The following is a 16,798-nucleotide window of genomic DNA, read 5'->3' as shown; positions in this document are numbered from 1 at the left end:
CTTAGGGAGGAGAGCCATGAAGGGACTGATGATGGGAGCGGCGCTTTTGGCGCTGATGGCGGGGGCCGTTCAGGCCGAGACCTTGCGTTTCGGCTATGCCAGCAATGCGACCCCCACCAAGGAGGCGATGACCAAATTCGGCGATCTGGTGGCCGAGAAGACGGGCGGCGAGGTCACGGTGACCTTTTTCCCCGATGGCCAGCTTGGCGGCGAGCGCGAGCTTGTCGAGATGGTGCAGGGCGGACTTCTCGATATGACCAAGGTTTCGGGCGGGCTGATGGAGAGCTTCTCGCCGATCTACGGGGCTTTCTCGATGCCCTATCTCTTCGATGATACCGCGCATTTCTACCGTGCGATGGAGGATGACGCGATCATGGGCCCCGTTTATGCCTCGACCGAGGGGCAGGGGATGGTGGGCCTCACCTATTACGACTCGGGTGCGCGCAGCTTCTATACGGCCAGCAAACCGGTGGAGACGGTTGCGGATCTCAAGGGTCTCAAGATCCGCGTGATGCAGAGCCCGACCTCCATCGAGATGGTCAAGATGCTGGGGGCCGCCCCCATCGCGATGGATCAGAGCGAGGTCTATACCTCGATCCAGCAGGGCGTGCTCGATGGCGCCGAGAATAACGAATATGCCCTCACGGTCGCGCGTCATGGCGAGGTGGCAAAATACTATAGCTATGACATGCATACCCGCATCCCCGATATCGTGCTGATCTCGACGGCGGCGCTCGAGCGCCTGACCCCCGAAGAGAGGGTGGCGGTGCGCGAGGCTGCTCGCGAGAGCACGGCCTTCCAGAAGGAGGCCTGGACGCAGGCTACCGAGGCCGAGAAGAAGACCGCCGCCGAGAGTTTCGGCGTCACCTATACCCATCCCGATGTCGCGGCCTTCCAGAAGGCGGTGCAACCCATGTATGACGCGCTCTCGGAGACCCCCGAGAAACAGGCGCTAGTCGAAAAGATCCGCGCGCTGGCGGGGCAGTGAAGATGGGGGCGGCAACAGCGGCCCTGCGCAGGGTCCTCGATCTCCTGATCGGCACCTTTTGTTGCGGGCTTCTGGCGGGGATGGTGGCCATTCTCGCCTGGCAGGTCTTCAGCCGCTATGTGCTGGGCGATCCCTCGACCTTCTCTGAGGAACTCCTGCGCTACGGGGTGATCTGGCTCTCGCTTCTTGGTGCCGCGCTTGCGACGGGGCGGGGTGCGCATATGGCCATCGATCTGTTGCCGGCACTCGTGCCTGCGCGCGCGCGGGTCTGGTTTGCCGCCCTCGGGCCGCTTTCGCTCATGATCTTCGGTGCGATGGTGCTGGGTTGGGGCGGCTGGCACGGGGTGCAGATTGCCTCGGGCCAGACGAGTGCGGTGCTGCGACTGCCGATGGGGGCAGTCTATGCGGCGCTGCCGGTAAGCGGCGCGCTGATCGTGCTCTACAGCGCCCTCAATCTTCTTGATCTCGCCCGTCGCAGAGCCGCCCGCGAGACTGACCCGATAGAGCATGCCCTGAGCGTGGGAGACTGACATGGCTGGACAGGCAAGTCTGATATTGCTGGGCGTCTTCGGGATGCTCTCGATCCTCGGGGTCCCGCTTGCGGTTGCGATCGTGGCGGCGGCGCTGGCGGCGGTCATGCTGGCGGTGCCGCTCGATATGGCGCTTTTCACGGCGGCGCAGAAGATGATGGCGAGCCTCGACAGTTTCTCGCTCCTGGCCGTGCCCTTCTTCATCCTCTCCGGGGTCATGATGAATTCGGGAGGTATTGCGGTGCGGCTCGTCGATTTCGCGAAGCTGATCTCGGGGCGTGTGCCGGGGGCGCTCGCACAGACCAATATCGCGGGCAATATGCTCTTCGGCTGTATCTCGGGCTCGGCCATCGCCGCATCCACCTCGATCGGGGGGGTGATGGTGCCCATGAGCCGCAAGGAGGGCTATGACAACCGCTTTGCCGCCGCGATCAACATCGTCTCTGCGCCGACGGGGATGCTGATCCCGCCGACCACGGCCTTTATCATCTATTCGCTCGTCTCTGGCGGCACCTCGATCTCGGCGCTGTTTATCGGCGGTGCGGTTGCGGGGCTCCTGTGGGGGCTGGGGCTCATGGTGGTGACGGCCATCATCGCGCGCAAGCGTGGCTATGGCCACACCGGCTTTCCGGGCTGGGCGGCGGCAAGGCGGATCACATGGGCGGCCGCGCCTAGCCTTATGCTGATCGTCCTCGTGATCGGCGGTATCACCTGCGGCATCTTCACCGCGGTCGAAGCCTCGGGGATCGCGGTGCTCTACACGCTCCTTCTGGCGCTGGTCATCCACCGCACGGTGCGGCTCCGCGATGTGCCGAGGTTCCTCATCGAGACCACGCAGATCACCGGCACGATCATGCTTTTGCTGGCGGCCTCGGCGGCACTGAGCTTTGCCATGGCCTTTACCGGCATTCCGGCGGCGATCTCGGCGCTGATCCTCGGGGTCAGCGACAACCCTCTGGTGGTGATGCTGATCATCAATCTCATCCTCCTCGTGGTGGGCTGTTTCATGGATATCGGCCCCGCCATCCTGATCTTTACCCCGATCCTGCTGCCGATCGTGCAGAAGGTGGGCTATGACCCCACCCATTTCGGGATCATCCTCGTGTTCAATCTCGCGATCGGCACGATCACCCCGCCGGTGGGCACTGGCCTCTTTGTCGGGGCCGCCGTCGCACAGGAAAGGGTCGAGCGGATCATTCCGGTCCTCGGACCCTTCTATGTGCTTCTCTTCACCCTGCTGCTCCTGGTCACCTATGTGCCCGCACTGACGATGACCCTGCCGCGGCTCTTCGGGCTCCTCTGAGGCCGAACCACTATCCCAAGGAGATATCTTGCAATGCTGAGCGTCGAAACACGTCATGGCGTCCATCCCGATCATGCCAAGACCATGGATACAGAGGGGCTGCGTGCGGCCTTTCTGGGGCAGGGGCTCTTTGCTCCGGGCGAGATCCGTCTGATCTACACCCATTACGACCGCTTCGTGCTGGGGGCAGCGGTGCCTCAGGGCGCGCCCCTTACACTCGATCATGTGCCCGAGACCAAAACCCCTTCCTTCCTCGACCGCCGCGAGATGGGCATCGTCAATATCGGCGGGGCGGGGATCGTGCACGCGGGCGGCGAGACCTACGAGATGGCGCAGGGCGATGTGCTCTATCTCGGGATGGGCAGCGGGCCTGTGACCTTCGAGGGGGAGGGGCGGTTCTATATCACCTCCTGCCCCGCGCATAGGGCCTGCCCCTCGCGCCTCGTGACGCTGGCCGACTGCAAGGAAGTCGCCATGGGCGATGCGGCCAGCTCGAACAAGCGCATCATCAAGCAGTTCATCCATCCGCAGGTAATGGAGAGCTGCCAGCTGATCCTCGGCTATACGTCGCTGATCGAGGGCTCGGTCTGGAACACGATCCCCAGCCATATCCATGACCGCCGGATGGAGGCCTATCTCTATTGGGGGATGGCGCCCGAAGCGCGCGTGCTGCATCTGATGGGCGCGCCCGAGGAGACCCGCCATCTCTTCGTGGCCAATGAGGAGGCCGCGATCTCGCCGCCCTGGTCGATCCATTCGGGCGCGGGGATTGGCGCCTATACCTTCATCTGGGCGATGGCGGGCGATAATGTCGATTATACCGATATGGACTTCATCCAACCCGGAGATCTGCGCTGATGTCGGGGCTGTTTTCCCTCGACGGGCAGAAGGCGCTGGTCACAGGCGCCAATACCGGCATCGGCCAGGCCATCGCGGTGGCCTTGGCGGGGCAGGGGGCGGATGTCACCTGCGCGGGGCGGCGCAGCTGCGCCGAGACGGTGGCGCTGATCGGGGCGGCGGGGGGCAGGGCCTCCGACCTCCGTCTCGATTTCGCCGATCCCTTTGCCGCGCGCGATGTGTTTGCGGGGGCCGAATACAGCCTTCTGGTCAATAATGCGGGCATCATCCGCCGCGCCGACAGCGTCGGTTTCCCGGAGGAGGATTGGGATGCGGTGATGGATGTGAATGCAAAGGCGCTCTTTTTCACTTGTCAGGCCTTCGGGCGGGCACTGATCGCGCAGGGCGGGCAGGGCGCGATCGTCAATATCGCCTCGCTCCTGTCGTTCCAGGGAGGTATCCGCGTGCCCTCCTATACCGCGTCCAAACATGCGGTGGCGGGGCTGACCAAGATCCTTGCCAATGAATGGGCACCGCATGGCATTACCGTCAATGCCATCGCGCCAGGCTATATCGCGACCAATAACACCGAGGCGCTGCGCGACGACCCTGCCCGTTCGCGTGCTATTCTGGAGCGCATCCCCGCAGGGCGCTGGGGCGCGCCCGAGGATATCGCGGGCACGGCGGCCTATCTGTGCTCGCCCGCCGCGCGCTATGTGACGGGGGCGATCCTCAATGTCGATGGCGGCTGGCTCGCGCGCTAGCTTCTAGCGCGCCTCCCTCGGGGGGGCGCAGCTGCCGCGCTGCGTAAGCTGGCAGCCCAATTCGATCCGCCGCGCCAGAAAGCCGTTCTTGCGGCGCAGTGCCAGCTCCAGCTCGTCGAGCGCGGTCACCGCGATCTCGTCGAGCGGCGGGTGGATCGAGGTGAGCGGCGGCTGCGACATCTGGCCTGCAAAACTGTCGTCAAACCCCATGACCGAGACATCCTCGGGGACGCGCAGCCCGTGGTCCTGCAAGGCTTTCATCACCCCGAGCGCGATATTGTCCGACAGGCACAGCATCGCCGTGACCGGCATCCGCCCGCCTTGCGCTGCAATCCACGCGCCCATCTCCCGCGCCACGATATCGGGCGCAAAGCCCGAAAGCCGCAATATCCGGTCCTCGGGCGCGGCAATGCCATGATCGCGCAGCGCCTCCCGAAAGCCCGCCTCGCGGCGGCGGATCGTGAAGCGACCCGACCACGAGACACAGAGGATCTCGCGATGCCCCAAATCGAGGAGATGGCGTGCGCCGAGGGCTGTGGCATAGGTATTGCCGATGCCCACCGAACTCACCCGTGACGTCGGATCGAGGCCGAAAAGGAGCACCGAAGGCCGCTCCTGCGCGGCCAGCCGGTCGAGAAGCAGGGGGTTCTCGTCGAAATGGATCACGATCGCCTCGGCATCGGAGGCCGCGATCCCCGCCATCACCAGATCGGGGTCGAGCGTCTCGCCGGGGCTGAGCACCGGATCGAGACGCACGCCGCGCGCCTCGCATTCGGCGCGCAGCTTCTCCAAAATCCGCCATGAGGTGAAATTGGTCTCCGAGGGGCGCAGCATCGCCTCTGGGATCGCCAGCACGATGGATTGCAACCCCGCCTGCGAGGCGCGGCGGACGCGGGTGTCGATATAGCCCTGCGCCCGCGCGATCTCGAGAATGTCGCGCCGCTTCTCGTCGGAGATCCGGTCATGGCCGCTGAGCGCGCGGCTGACGGTGCTGACGGAGACGCCCGCGACTTCCGCGATCTTCTTCAGGCTCATTCACTTCACTCCGGAATTGGCAACGCCTTCGGTAACGTATTTCTGCAGGAAGAGGAATATGATCGTCACCGGCAGGAGTGCCACAACGGTCATGGCGAGGATATAGTGCCACTCGACCGTAAACTGTCCCTGAAAGGCGTTGAGACCCAGTTGGAGCGTGTAGTTCTTGGGGCTCGACAGCACGATGAGCGGCCAAAGGAAGTCGTTCCAGCGCCAAATCACCGAGAAGATCGCCAGAACGGCCAGCGCCGGCGCCGAGAGCGGCAGGATGATCTTCCAGTAGATGCGGAACTCGGAGGCCGCATCGACGCGGGCCGCCTCGATCAGGTCATCGGGGATGGTCAGCATATATTGACGCAGAAGGAACACGCCGGTGGGGGTGGCCACCGTTGAGAGGATCACGCCCCAGAGGTTGTCGGCAAGATTGAGCCCCACGATCACCATGAAGGCTGGCACCATGATCACCGAAAGCGGCAGCATCAGCGTCGACAGGATCAGCACGAAAATCGTGGTGGAGCCGCGGAAGCGGTATTTCGAGAGCGCGAAGGCCGCCATCGAGTTCAGCAGGAGCGTGAGCACCGTCGCCACCACCGTCACGAAGACCGAGTTGTGCAGATAGGTCGCAAAGGCGAAGCGCTCGAGTGGCTCGGTATAGTTCGACCATTGCGGCGCGATCTCGGTCTGTTTGCGCAGCGCCTCTGCGGGCACGCTCAGGCGGGTATCGGGCTGGGCTGGGTCGATCACCGTGGCCTTGAGCCCGATCCGGCGCACAAGCCCCACGACCCGTGCGGCCTCGCCCTCTCCCATGATATAGGCGGGCAGGGGCACATCCTGCCCTTCGACCGTGACCGTCTCGGCGGCATATGGCAGCAGCGTCGGCGGGAAGCTGTTGATCTCGGCAGGCGGTTTGAACGAGGACAGGAGGGCCCAGCCGATCGGAATGGCGATCACCAGCGTGCCGAGGATCAGCCACAGATAGGAGAGGATATCGGTGATATCCATACGCCCTTTGGTACGGGTGCGGGTGAGGAAAGCGAGCATCTCAGTTCTCCATTTTCTTGCCGAGCCAGAGCTGCAGGAGCGTCAGCACCAGAAGCGCGAGCCCCATCAGCACCGAGGCCGCAGAGGCCAGCCCGTAGAGCCGCACATCGGTGGCAAAGGCGGTCTCGTATATGAATTGCACAACGAAAGTATTGGCCGTGCCCGGCCCGCCGCCATCGGTGAGCACCCATGCCTCGTCGAAGACCTGCACGCTGCGGATCAGCAGAAGCACCATCACCACCAGAAGGTTGGGAAAGAGAAGCGGCAGCGTCAGCCGCCAGAACTGCCGCCAGCGGGAGGTGCCGTCGATCCTGGCGGCTTCGTAGATATCGCGCGGGATGGCCTGAAGCCCCGCGAGGATGATCAGCGTATAAAAGCCCATATGGAACCAGATCGAGACATAGATCACCCAGAAGCGTGACCAGAGCACCTCGAGGAAAAAGATCACCTGCGTCCCCAGCAGATCGGCAAGCATCGCGTTCAAAAGCCCGTTACGCGCCAGAAACCACTTCCACACCAATGCCACCACCACCGGCGATAGGAGGACCGGATAGAAGAAGACCGCGCGGAAGAAAGCCTTGCCGCGGGTCAACCGGTTGAGAACCAGCGCGGTGATCAGCGCCACGACCAGCGTGCCGGTCGCGTTGAAGGCGGTGTACCAGAGCGTGTTGAAGACCGCGGTCCAGAACAGGTCGAGCTGGCAGGTGGCGGGCGCGAGATAGCTTTCGCAATCAAAAAGCTGCGCGAAATTCTCGAAGCCCACATAGGGCCGTTCCCATAAAAGCAGATTGGTGCCGCCGGTGAAGGCATAGCCGATAGCCAGCAACACTGGCACAAAAACAAAGATCGCGAAGAGAGCCATATTCGGTGCAACGAACACATAGGGCATGCGCTTGGGCCCGATGCGGCTCTGGAGCGCGGCAAAGGGCCATTCAACGGCGCGCATGAGCCATGTGCCTGCCTCGGACAAGGGCTGGACGGGGGGCGTAGGTTCGGAAGCATCGGTTTTGAGTGTGGCGGGGGACGTGGTGGAGCGCGCCATTATGCCGCCCCCAGCCGCAGACCACTTTCGGTATCGAAAAGATGGACATGCCCCGCTTGCGGCCGCACGCGGATGACATCGCCTGTACGGGCCTCGAAATGGTTTTGCACATGCAGGATCGAGAGGCTCTCCGCCCCGTTGAGCCGCCCGTGCAGATAGGTCTCGTGGCCCAAGCTCTCGGCGCGATCGATGACCAGATCGAGCGCGTCGGGGCCCGTGACCCCCACCTCGAAATGCGAGGGCCGGATGCCGAGCGTCACCGCGCGTCCTGCCTCGACGCCGCCCAGAGGCAGGGTAAGGCCGCCGGTCTCGCGGGTGGTGATGCGCGCGCCCTCGGGCGACAGCGCCGTGACCTCGCCCGGATAGAGGTTCATCCGCGGGCTGCCGATGAAGCCTGCCACAAACAGATTTGCGGGGCGCTCGAAGAGATCGAGCGGGCGGCCCACCTGCTCGACCCGCCCGCCATTCATCACCACGATCTTCTGCGCCATTGTCATCGCCTCGACCTGATCGTGGGTCACATAGATCATCGTGGTGCCGAGTTGCTGGTGCAGGCGGCTGATCTCGCCACGGGTCTGCACGCGCAGCTTCGCATCGAGATTGGAGAGGGGCTCGTCAAAGAGGAACACCCGCGGCTGGCGCACGATGGCGCGCCCGATCGCAACCCTTTGCCGCTGCCCGCCCGAAAGCGCCTTGGGCTTGCGGTCGAGATAGGGGCCCAGCTCGAGCATCCGCGTGGCCTCCGCGATCCGTGCCTCGATCTCGGGCCGTGGCATACGCAGGTTCTCGAGCCCGAAGGAGAGGTTCTTGCGCACGCTCAGATGCGGATAGAGCGCATAGGACTGGAACACCATCGAGATGCCGCGTTCGGTCGGGGTGAGGCGGTTGACCACCTCCTCATCAAAGCGCAACTCGCCCTTCGAGATGGTCTCGAGCCCCGCGATCATGCGCAGCATCGTCGATTTGCCACAGCCCGAAGGCCCCACCAGCGCGACGAACTCCCCTTCGTCGATCTGCAGGTCGATGCCGTGGATGACTTCGAGCCCGCCATAGGCTTTGGTGAGCCTTTTCAATTGGATAGACGCCATGTTTTCCTCCTCCCAAAGGATGCGCCGCAGATCGTGTTCCCGATCAGACGGCGCGGTCGTATTCCATCAAGAACAGGCTTCCCAGCGCCTGTCCGTAAGGTGTGGGCAGATTGGGGATCTGCCGGTAGAATTCGAGTGTCTCGCCCATTGGTGTCCCGTCGGACACATCGTTAAGGAAGCCCGCCTCGTCGATCCGTCCGATCAGGGCGGGCAGGGCGCGGGTGACGATGTCGCCATATTCGGGCCCGATCAGCCCCTCGCGCAGCCCCGCAAGCACGCCATAGGCGATGCCCGCCGTGCCCGAGGCCTCGACGGGGCTTGCCGGATCGTCGAGGAGCGTATGGAAGAGCCCTTCGGGGTTTTGCAGCGCGCGCAGGGCCCGCACCTGTGTCAGATAGACCTCGCGCAAATAGTGCGCGATCGCCCCTTCGGGCGGGCAAATGCGGAAGAGCTCGGGGATCGCGATCGTGACCCAGGCATTGCCGCGCGCCCAGAGGGCCCGCGCATAGTTATGCCGCCCCTCGAAGGTCCAGCCATGGAAAAAGAGCCCTGTCTCGCGGTCGCCCAGAAACCTGACATGGGTCAGGTATTGATAATGAGCATCCTCGATCCAGTCGCGCCGCCCGAACATCCGCCCCGCCTGCGCCACAAAGAGCACGGCCATAACGAGCGTGTCATCCCAGAGCTGGCCGTCATTTTCGCGCTCCTTGACGGTATGCTGGTAGCCGCCTTCCTCGGTCTTGGGCATGGTGGTGTGGAGCCACGCGGCCCAATCGTGGATGAGGCCGCGCCAGTCCTCGCGCCCCTCTTCGGGGCCCAGCCTCTCGGCCAGAAGCGCCAGAGCCAGCATGGGGGCGGTCGAGTTGACCTGTCGGCGCGGCAATCCGCGCGCGATCTGGCGGTCATACCAGCGCGCGAGCCGCGCCAGAGCGGCCGTGTCGCCCTCGGCTTCGGCGCGACGGAACTCGCCATAGAGCCCGACGCCAACCTCCCAGTCCCATTCGTCGAAATCGATCTCGTCACCGGCGTCCATCCCTTCGTCGCCGATGCCCTTGAGACGGCGGAAACCGGTGGAAAGCGCGGCAATGGCGCGACGCAGATCGAGGGCTGTATCGAGGGTCATTCATACCTCCAGAGGCGTGAGGGGCGCCCCGTCGAAACCGACATGGGGCACAAGGGAGAGGGGAGAGAAGGGCAAGGCCGCCCCGTCGCGAAGCGCGCCCATGGCAAAATCCGCCGCATAGCGATGTCCGTCATGCTGCCAGTCGAGCCGCAGCGCCCCCGTATCGAATTCGGGCGCGAGCGCGCGGGCCGCGGCGATGAACCGCCCAAACGTTCCATGCGTCGCCTTTGATCCGGCAAAGACGAGCCAGCCCGCCTGCGCCGCGTGATTGCGCCATTCCTGATGGCGGTAGAGGCCCGTCTCGAGCGCCTCGAGCGGGGCCGAAGACCAGATCGCCGCATAGCCCTCGCCCGAGCGCTCGAAAAGCCATTGCCCCTCGAGCCGGCACTCGTCCAGAAGTTCGACCGGCGCGAAAACATGGGTGAAGCGCACCGGATGGGCATGGCGGTCGAGATCATAGACAAGCGCCGCCACCGGCCCCTCCTGACAGACGCGCGGCACGGTTCCATTGGCCATCCAGTAGGAGGGCCGCCCTCCGCCCCAGACTTTCAACTCGCCCGGATGGCTGATCCAGCTGCGGGCCAGCGGATGGGCGGCAAACTGCACCTCGCTCACATGTTGCTGATGGCCCGGATCGCCGGTGCGATGGCCGGTGACGGATGAAAGCTGCACATCGCGCGATTTCCACAAGACGAGCTTGGCGGTGTCGTCAAGCCCCTGCGTGTATCGCGCTACCAGCGTCTCGTGTCCGCCCAGATCCGCAAGCCCTGCGCAGGCCGCAGGCGGCACATAATCGGAGAGCGCAAAGAGGGCTGCCGCCCGCTCGTGGCCCGGGCACCAGATGCCGCCAAAGGCGATGGCCGCCACCGCGCCAAGCTCGGTCGCAGGCCCCGCGAAGAGCTCCTTCTCGTAGACGCGCCCCTGCGTGCCCACCGGCATTCCCTCGACACAATGGAGCGCGCACATCACGAAGATGCGGTCGATCAGCGCATCGGCACGGGCGCGCAGACCCGCATCGGGGCAGCATTCGCGCAGCGTGAAAAGGCCCAGAAGATCGATCGGATAGTAGCAAGACGAGTTCCATTCGGCCAGACCGTGCTCCTCGACAGAGGCAAACCAGCGCTGGAGTCGTGCTTCGGCGCGGGCTTTCTGCTCGCGCCCCGTGCGCCCACTGCCCGGGAAGATCTCGTCGGGGAAGGTCTCGCCCGCGAGGTATTGCGCCACATGGAAGGAGAAGGCGTGGTTCTCGCTCCAGAACCACATCACATCATTGCCCGGCTCGTCGAGCCAGTAGCGGAATCCCAGGATCGACTGGCGCACCCGCGCCCAGAGCGCCTCGGGCAGCACCGTTCCGGCATGGTCGCGATAGGCCCAGATCAGCGGCAGAAGCCAGAAATCGGCGCAATCATGGCGGCGGTCGATGGCCTGCATCGTATGCGCAAAGATCGCCTCGATCTCGGAGGCCGCGCCCCCCTCGCGCAAGAGCAAAAGCCCGCGCGAGATGCTGCCGCCTGCCTCGCGCAAGATGCGCGCCCGCGCCTTCGCCTTGCGCGTGGCGAGATCGGCGCCCTCGAGCCGCGTGATCTCGCCCATGATCGTGGTGCCGAGCGCGTGGTCGAGCCGCACATCGCCCACCTGCGCGCTGAAGGCCAGCCCGTAGCAGCCCGGTGCGATGCCTGCCACATCGAAAAGCGGATGGATCTCGCCCGCCCGTGCGATGATGAAGCGCACAGGCGCGGCCAGAGGAAGGCGGTCGGCCAGCACGTTCATCGTGGTGCTGGCATCGGCAAAACTGCCATCATGCAGGGTGATTTCGACGGGGGCTGCGGGGGTATGATCGCAGGTGACGCAGAGCTGCCCCTCGAGATGGAAGAGCTTTGTCGTGCGCAGCGCGGCCAGCGTCGCCTCGACATCCCTGAGCCGCGCCGGATCGACCTCGGCCTCGACCCCCGCGCGCAGATCCGCCCCCGCGACAAGCCCGAGCCGGAAGAAGCAGCTGGTGTCGCGCTCGTGCAGATCCTCGAGCCGCATTACCAGCTCATGCGCCCCCGCGCCCAGATCGAGCGTGACGCGGGCGCGATGGGGGATGTTGCGATCGAGCGGCGCATGGGTGGCCACAAGCGTGCCATCGCACCACAGATGGAGCACGCCGCAGGTCTCGAGTTCGAGCGTGACGGCTTGCGCCACAGGGCTTTCGAGACGGGCGCGGGCAAAGCGCGCGATCCGCGTGGGCTCGAAGCAGAAGGTCGAGAAATCGACCCGTGGGTTTTCGCCTCCGAAATAGACCTCGGTAAAGGTTTCGGATGCGGGCGGCACCGGTGCCAGATCGGGCAACATCGTGCGAAAGGCTTCGCGGCAGGGCAGATCGCCGGTCGCGACCCAGCCATTGACGAAGCGGTAATCCACCTGATCGGGATGGGGGCGCGCCACGCCGTGATAGAGCTCGGCCTCGGCGGGGGTCAGTAACCACCGATTGATCGATTCGCCCTCCCCGAGCGGCCACCAGACGGTTTGCGTGGTATTTTGCGCAAAAGTTTTCTTATGAATTGATGCGGACAGCGTGGGGCTGTTTGCGGTCGTGATCAAGGCTCTACCTCCCAAATATTGCCTTAACACAAGCCAAATCGGCTCAATATTGTTGACTTAGGCATAGAGCTGACAGAATGTCTAGAAGTCTTTCGGAGGAGCGTTGGGGCATTTTTCTCGACGGCAAAGACAAAAGCGCAAAAGATTGCGCAAAATAGGGAGGAGACCCATGTTCAAGATCATTACAACCGCAAGTCTTCTTGCGCTGGCCGCAGGCGCGGCCTTTGCGCAAGACAAGATCAGCTTTGCCTTTACCGATGACGACCCCGCCTATATCGCGCGGATGCAGGAGCTGGTGGAGGAATTCGAGGCTGAGAACCCTGATATCGATGTCGATTTCATCACCGCAGGCTATGCGCAGCTCGTCGAGCAGCTGCCCTTGCAGCTTGCGGTGGGGCAGGGGCCGGATCTGGCCAAGATCGCCGATCACGGGCTGATGCGCTACACGCTCGATCTCAGGCCTTATATGAAGGACCCCGACGGGTTTGCGGCCCTGCATGGCGCGAGCCTCGATCTGCTGAAGACGCCCGATGCGCCAAAGGACAAGATCGGTGGCTTCATGCTCTCGCAGACGCTCAACCTGCCCTTCATCAACAAGACGCTCTGGGATCAGGCGGGCGAACCGCTGCCCGCAAGGGGGGCCACGCTCGAGGATATCGTCGAGGCGTCGCAGCGCGTAGCAAAAGCTACGGGGATCGATATTCCCTTCACGATGGACCGCTCGGGACACCGCTTCACAGGCCCGGCCTTCTCCTACGGCGCGCATTTCGTCAAGGATGGCAAGATCGTCTTCCCCGATGCGGCGGCCAAGGCCTATATCACCGATCTCTACAGCTGGACCCAGTCGGGCGCTTTCCCGCGCGAGATGTGGGGGGCGGCGGGCGGTTCGCGCTACAAGAATATGGGCGATGAATTCATCGATGCGAATGTCGCCACCTATTTTGCGGGCAACTGGATGGTGAACCCGTTCCAGACCAAGATCGGTCAGGATTTCGAATGGACGGTGCTCGACGCGCCCTGCGGCGAGGGCGGTTGCATCCCGATGCCGGGCGGGACGTTCCTTGCCGCCTTCAACACGACAAAACATCCGGAAGCGGTGGCGCGGCTCGTCGAGTTCCTTGGTTCCGAGAAGGTGGTGCGCGAGCTGGCCGAGCGCTTCATCGTTATTCCGGGAGCACAGATCAGGGACCTTCACTATCAGATTGACGATCCGAGCGCCAAGGCCGCGATGGAGGTGTTTGTGCGCAATGCGCCACAGGTCACGCCCGAGATCCGCGCCTGGTCGGCCTTCCCGGGGATTCAGGCGGTGCAGGCGGCAATCGTGCAGCGGATGTCGCAGCTGATCGTCGGTGAGCTGGACCTGCCCGAGACCTTTGAGCGGCTCGAAGGCGACATGGCGGGCATCAATGCGGAGCTTGCAAACCGCTGAGGTCTTCCCCCGTCCAGACCTGAAGAGATCGCGGACAGCAACGCTCTGCCTAAGATCTCTTTGCACGAACGACGCTGCGGGAAGCCTGCGGCCGTCGCGAAGGGCTTGACCCGATGCATGCCGCATGGGCTGACCCCATGCCAAAGGATCGGACGCCATCACGCGCACCGCATGATCCACCTAAGGCAGGCTGGCACGCTTCCGGATCATCTCCGGCCGGAGCTCGGAGAGGCTGGCGCAGCCCATGAGCTGCATGTCACGGATGATTTCGTCGCGCATGCGCGAGAGCATGCGTTCGATCCCCGGTTGGCCGGCGGCGGCGAGCGGAAACAGATAGGCCCGCCCCAGCCCCACCGCCTTGGCCCCCAAGGCGAGCGCTTTGAGCACATGGGTGCCGCGCTGCACGCCGCCATCGATCATCACATCGATCCGGTCACCCACCGCCTGCACGATCTCCTCGAGCTGGTCGAAGCCCGTGCGCGAGCCATCGAGCTGGCGGCCGCCATGGTTCGAGAGCACGATCCCCGCACAGCCGATATCGGCGGCACGGCGCGCAGCCTCGACGCTCATCACCCCCTTGAGGCAGAACGGCCCGCCCCATTCGGCCACCATCCGCGCCACATCGTCCCAATCCATCGAAGGGTCGAGCATCTCGGTGAAATAGCGCCCGATGGTCAGGCTGTCGCCCTTCATGTCGATATGCTGGTCGAGCTGCGGGAGCGAGAATTTCTCGCTGCGGACATAATTGATCCCCCATGCGGGCTTGAGGGCGAATTGCGCCATTCCGCCCATAGTCAGCCGGAACGGGATCGAGAAGCCCGTGCGCAGGTCGCGCTCGCGATTGCCGCCGGTGATACTGTCGACGGTCAGCATCATCACCTTGATCCCGCAGTCCTTGGCTGCCTGCATCATCGCGGAATTGAGGGCCCGATCGCGGTGGAAGTAGAACTGGTAGACCTGCGGGGTCCGGTGTTTCTGCGCAAGTTCCGCCATGGAGACGGTGCCGAGTGAGGACACACCGCACATGGTCCCGAAATTTTCGGCAGCAGCGGCGGTCGCCCGTTCGCCCTGATGGTGAAACAGGCGCTGGAGCGCGGTCGGCGAGAGATAGACCGGCAACTCGATCCGCTGGCCCATGACCGTGGTCGACAGATCCACCTGTGCCACCCCGCGCAGGATATTGGGCACCAGATCCACGGCCCCGAAAGCGGCGCTGTTGCGACGCAGGGTCACCTCGTCATCGGCCCCGCCATCGATATAGTCAAAGATGGGCCGCGGGAGACGTCTTTTCGCCAACAGACGGAAATCGTGAAAATTATGGCAATCGTTCAGGCGCATGTCGTCTCTCCTACCTCGTATGACCAATGTGCGGCGTAACGGCGCATGGCGTCTGCTGGCCCGCCTGTGGGCGGCGCAACGGGGAGAGGAAATGCCATCGCCCCCAATGCCTGCGGTCCGGTCACCAGAAGCGCCGCCCCTATGCTGGTGCCGGTGGCCGATCCCGCGATCCGCACGCCCTCGGGGCTGAGGATCGCAAGCATCTGGGCAAAATCATCATTGCGGGCAAAGGGTCCTTCGATGATGACCGGTCCGCGTGCGCGCGCCAGATCAAGGCAGGTGCGGGTCACGAGCGCGAGATACCACGAGAGGGCAAGCATCCGCTCGCCGGGGGTCCGGGGCGTGGATGTCCAGTGATGGTGACGCCCTTTGAACGGCCCGCTATCGGCGCTGACCGAGGGCATCAGCCGCACGTCCCGCGCCAGAACGCCCGCGCGGTCTTCGGGCGTGGGTGGCGCGACGCCCTCTTGCGAGATCAGCTCATAGGCGCGACCGCCCATATAACGCCCCGAGGGCACGGGCCGGCCGAGCGCATCGACATTGACCAGAAGATCGCGGTCCGGATCGAGGTCACCAGCTTGGCTGCCGACTGCCATCGCCACGACCCATGTCCCTGTGGAGACAACCGAGAACGGCGCCTCATTGGCCAGAAGATGTGGGTAAAGAGAGGCGTTGCTGTCATGGATGCCGCAATGGACAGGTGTGTCTGCCGCCATACCGGTGAGGGCCGCGATCTTGGGCGTGATCGGGCCCAGTACCTCGGCACTCCGGCGCGGGGGGGCGATCTTGTCGGCGACCCCGAGCCTGTCCGGTAGATCCGAAAACCGCCCCCTCTGCGGCTCCCACAGATCGGTATGGCAGCCAAGCGAGGTCACATCGCTAGCAATCTCGCCCGTCAGCCGGAACCCCCAATATTGCGGATAGGTCACGATATGGGCCACGCGCCCCGCCAGCGCTGGATCACGGGCCAGAAGCCAGTGCAGTTGAGCGCCCAGGTTCAATCCCGCGCCCAGACGCGGGCTACCGGTGCGGGCAAAAGGCGGGCGGAGCGCCTCATAATCCGCCGCCAGTTCCTCGGGGCCGCGATCCTCGTAATCGAGCATCGGGCAGGCGGGCTGGCCTTGCGCATCCAGAAGGACGGCCGCTGCGCCATGGGTCGTGACCGAGATCGCGTCGATCCCGTATTCCGACTGTAAGCGTGTCAGCTCGGCAAGAAAAAAGGCCCAGTGACCCTCGAGATCGATATGGCGATAGGGCGGGCCCTCTATCACATGATTGGGGCGGGTGACAACGGCCAGCTCGCTCAGGCTCCGTGCATCGACCAGCGCGAGTTTGGCATTGGTCTTGCCGACATCGATGACAGCGATATGGCGCGGGGTCATGGCATATGGAACACCGCGACGAGCGGCGTCTCCACGGGGCGGTTATCGGGATGGGTCTGCATGATATCGGCCATATGTGCCCACCAGCGTTTCATCACCGGATGGTCGGGCAGGGGGGCCATGGCGCTGGCGCTCTCGCGCCACATCACACCAAAAAGCGCATTGGTCTCGGGGTCGAGATGGATCGAGTAGTCACGGACCCCTGCCTCGCGCAAAAGCGCGGTCAGTTCGGGCCAGATCTCGTCATGGCGCTTGCGGTATTCTTCGAGGCAGCCCGGATTGAGCTGCATCCGGAACGCGTATTTCTCCATG

At 64.1% G+C, this 16,798-nt stretch carries 15 protein-coding genes; 6 read left to right on the top strand and 9 right to left on the bottom strand.

Features of this window, described 5'->3' with window-relative positions; all coding sequences use genetic code 11:
* Nucleotides 1–16 precede the first annotated feature (16 nt).
* The 5 genes from ABEB22_RS20840 to kduD are packed head-to-tail and all read left to right on the top strand — an operon-like array spanning nt 17 to nt 4,422.
* The gene (locus ABEB22_RS20840; RefSeq protein WP_349294719.1) at nt 17–988 is read left to right on the top strand and encodes a TRAP transporter substrate-binding protein; all 972 of its coding nucleotides are present in this window, start codon (nt 17–19) and stop codon (nt 986–988) included.
* Between the two features lie 2 nt (nt 989–990).
* Nucleotides 991–1,518: a TRAP transporter small permease gene (locus tag ABEB22_RS20835; RefSeq protein WP_349294718.1), complete on the top strand. Its 528-nt coding sequence runs from the start codon at nt 991–993 to the stop codon at nt 1,516–1,518.
* 1 nt (nt 1,519) lies between these two features.
* Complete coding sequence (locus ABEB22_RS20830) at nt 1,520–2,821, top strand: TRAP transporter large permease (RefSeq protein ID WP_349294717.1); 1,302 nt, start codon at nt 1,520–1,522, stop codon at nt 2,819–2,821.
* A gap of 33 nt (nt 2,822–2,854) precedes the next feature.
* Nucleotides 2,855–3,679, top strand: coding sequence for a 5-dehydro-4-deoxy-D-glucuronate isomerase (gene kduI, locus ABEB22_RS20825; RefSeq protein ID WP_349294716.1), 825 nt, complete (start codon nt 2,855–2,857; stop codon nt 3,677–3,679).
* Complete coding sequence (gene kduD / locus ABEB22_RS20820; RefSeq protein ID WP_349294715.1) at nt 3,679–4,422, top strand: 2-dehydro-3-deoxy-D-gluconate 5-dehydrogenase KduD; 744 nt, start codon at nt 3,679–3,681, stop codon at nt 4,420–4,422. The genes kduI and kduD overlap by 1 nt, the downstream gene beginning before the upstream one ends.
* Before the next feature lie 3 nt (nt 4,423–4,425).
* On the opposite strand, the gene ABEB22_RS20815 is transcribed toward kduD, so the two are convergent.
* From ABEB22_RS20815 to ABEB22_RS20790, 6 genes are all read right to left on the bottom strand, one after another.
* A complete protein-coding gene (locus tag ABEB22_RS20815; RefSeq protein ID WP_349294714.1) occupies nt 4,426–5,457 on the bottom strand; it encodes a LacI family DNA-binding transcriptional regulator in 1,032 nt (343 codons plus the stop codon).
* A complete protein-coding gene (locus ABEB22_RS20810) occupies nt 5,458–6,498 on the bottom strand; it encodes a carbohydrate ABC transporter permease (RefSeq protein WP_349294712.1) in 1,041 nt (346 codons plus the stop codon).
* Between the two features lies 1 nt (nt 6,499).
* Nucleotides 6,500–7,444 (bottom strand): sugar ABC transporter permease, encoded by a 945-nt coding sequence (locus ABEB22_RS20805; RefSeq protein WP_349294711.1) that lies wholly within the window; start codon nt 7,442–7,444, stop codon nt 6,500–6,502.
* Between the two features lie 95 nt (nt 7,445–7,539).
* A complete protein-coding gene (locus ABEB22_RS20800) occupies nt 7,540–8,628 on the bottom strand; it encodes a sn-glycerol-3-phosphate ABC transporter ATP-binding protein UgpC (protein WP_349294710.1) in 1,089 nt (362 codons plus the stop codon).
* A gap of 43 nt (nt 8,629–8,671) precedes the next feature.
* Entirely contained in the window at nt 8,672–9,751 is a 1,080-nt protein-coding gene (locus ABEB22_RS20795; RefSeq protein WP_349294709.1) for a glycoside hydrolase family 88 protein, read from the bottom strand.
* A complete protein-coding gene (locus tag ABEB22_RS20790) occupies nt 9,752–12,337 on the bottom strand; it encodes a hypothetical protein (RefSeq protein WP_349294708.1) in 2,586 nt (861 codons plus the stop codon).
* A 169-nt stretch (nt 12,338–12,506) separates the two neighbouring features.
* Between ABEB22_RS20790 and ABEB22_RS20785 the strand changes: the two genes are divergently transcribed.
* Complete coding sequence (locus tag ABEB22_RS20785; protein ID WP_349294707.1) at nt 12,507–13,766, top strand: ABC transporter substrate-binding protein; 1,260 nt, start codon at nt 12,507–12,509, stop codon at nt 13,764–13,766.
* Between the two features lie 180 nt (nt 13,767–13,946).
* Here the strand turns inward: ABEB22_RS20785 and ABEB22_RS20780 are convergent, their stop codons facing one another.
* Genes ABEB22_RS20780 through rhaM form a run of 3 tightly spaced genes read right to left on the bottom strand, consistent with a single transcriptional unit; the run spans nt 13,947 to nt 16,797 of the window.
* Entirely contained in the window at nt 13,947–15,104 is a 1,158-nt protein-coding gene (locus tag ABEB22_RS20780; RefSeq protein WP_349294706.1) for an alpha-hydroxy acid oxidase, read from the bottom strand.
* Nucleotides 15,095–16,486, bottom strand: a complete 1,392-nt coding sequence (locus tag ABEB22_RS20775; protein ID WP_349294705.1) for an FGGY-family carbohydrate kinase — start codon at nt 16,484–16,486, stop codon at nt 15,095–15,097. Before ABEB22_RS20775 ends, ABEB22_RS20780 begins: the two co-directional genes overlap by 10 nt.
* Nucleotides 16,483–16,797 carry an L-rhamnose mutarotase gene (rhaM, locus tag ABEB22_RS20770; protein ID WP_349294704.1) on the bottom strand — a complete coding sequence of 105 codons (315 nt, stop codon included), beginning with the start codon at nt 16,795–16,797 and terminating at the stop codon, nt 16,483–16,485. Before rhaM ends, ABEB22_RS20775 begins: the two co-directional genes overlap by 4 nt.
* Nucleotide 16,798: the final 1 nt, after the last annotated feature.

The organism is Thioclava sp. 'Guangxiensis', assembly GCF_045348365.1.
In the GTDB taxonomy this organism is placed as follows: Bacteria; Pseudomonadota; Alphaproteobacteria; order Rhodobacterales; family Rhodobacteraceae; genus Thioclava; species Thioclava kandeliae.
The sequence above is the reverse complement of the archived record's forward strand: the minus strand, read 5'-3'. Positions and strand labels throughout refer to the sequence as shown.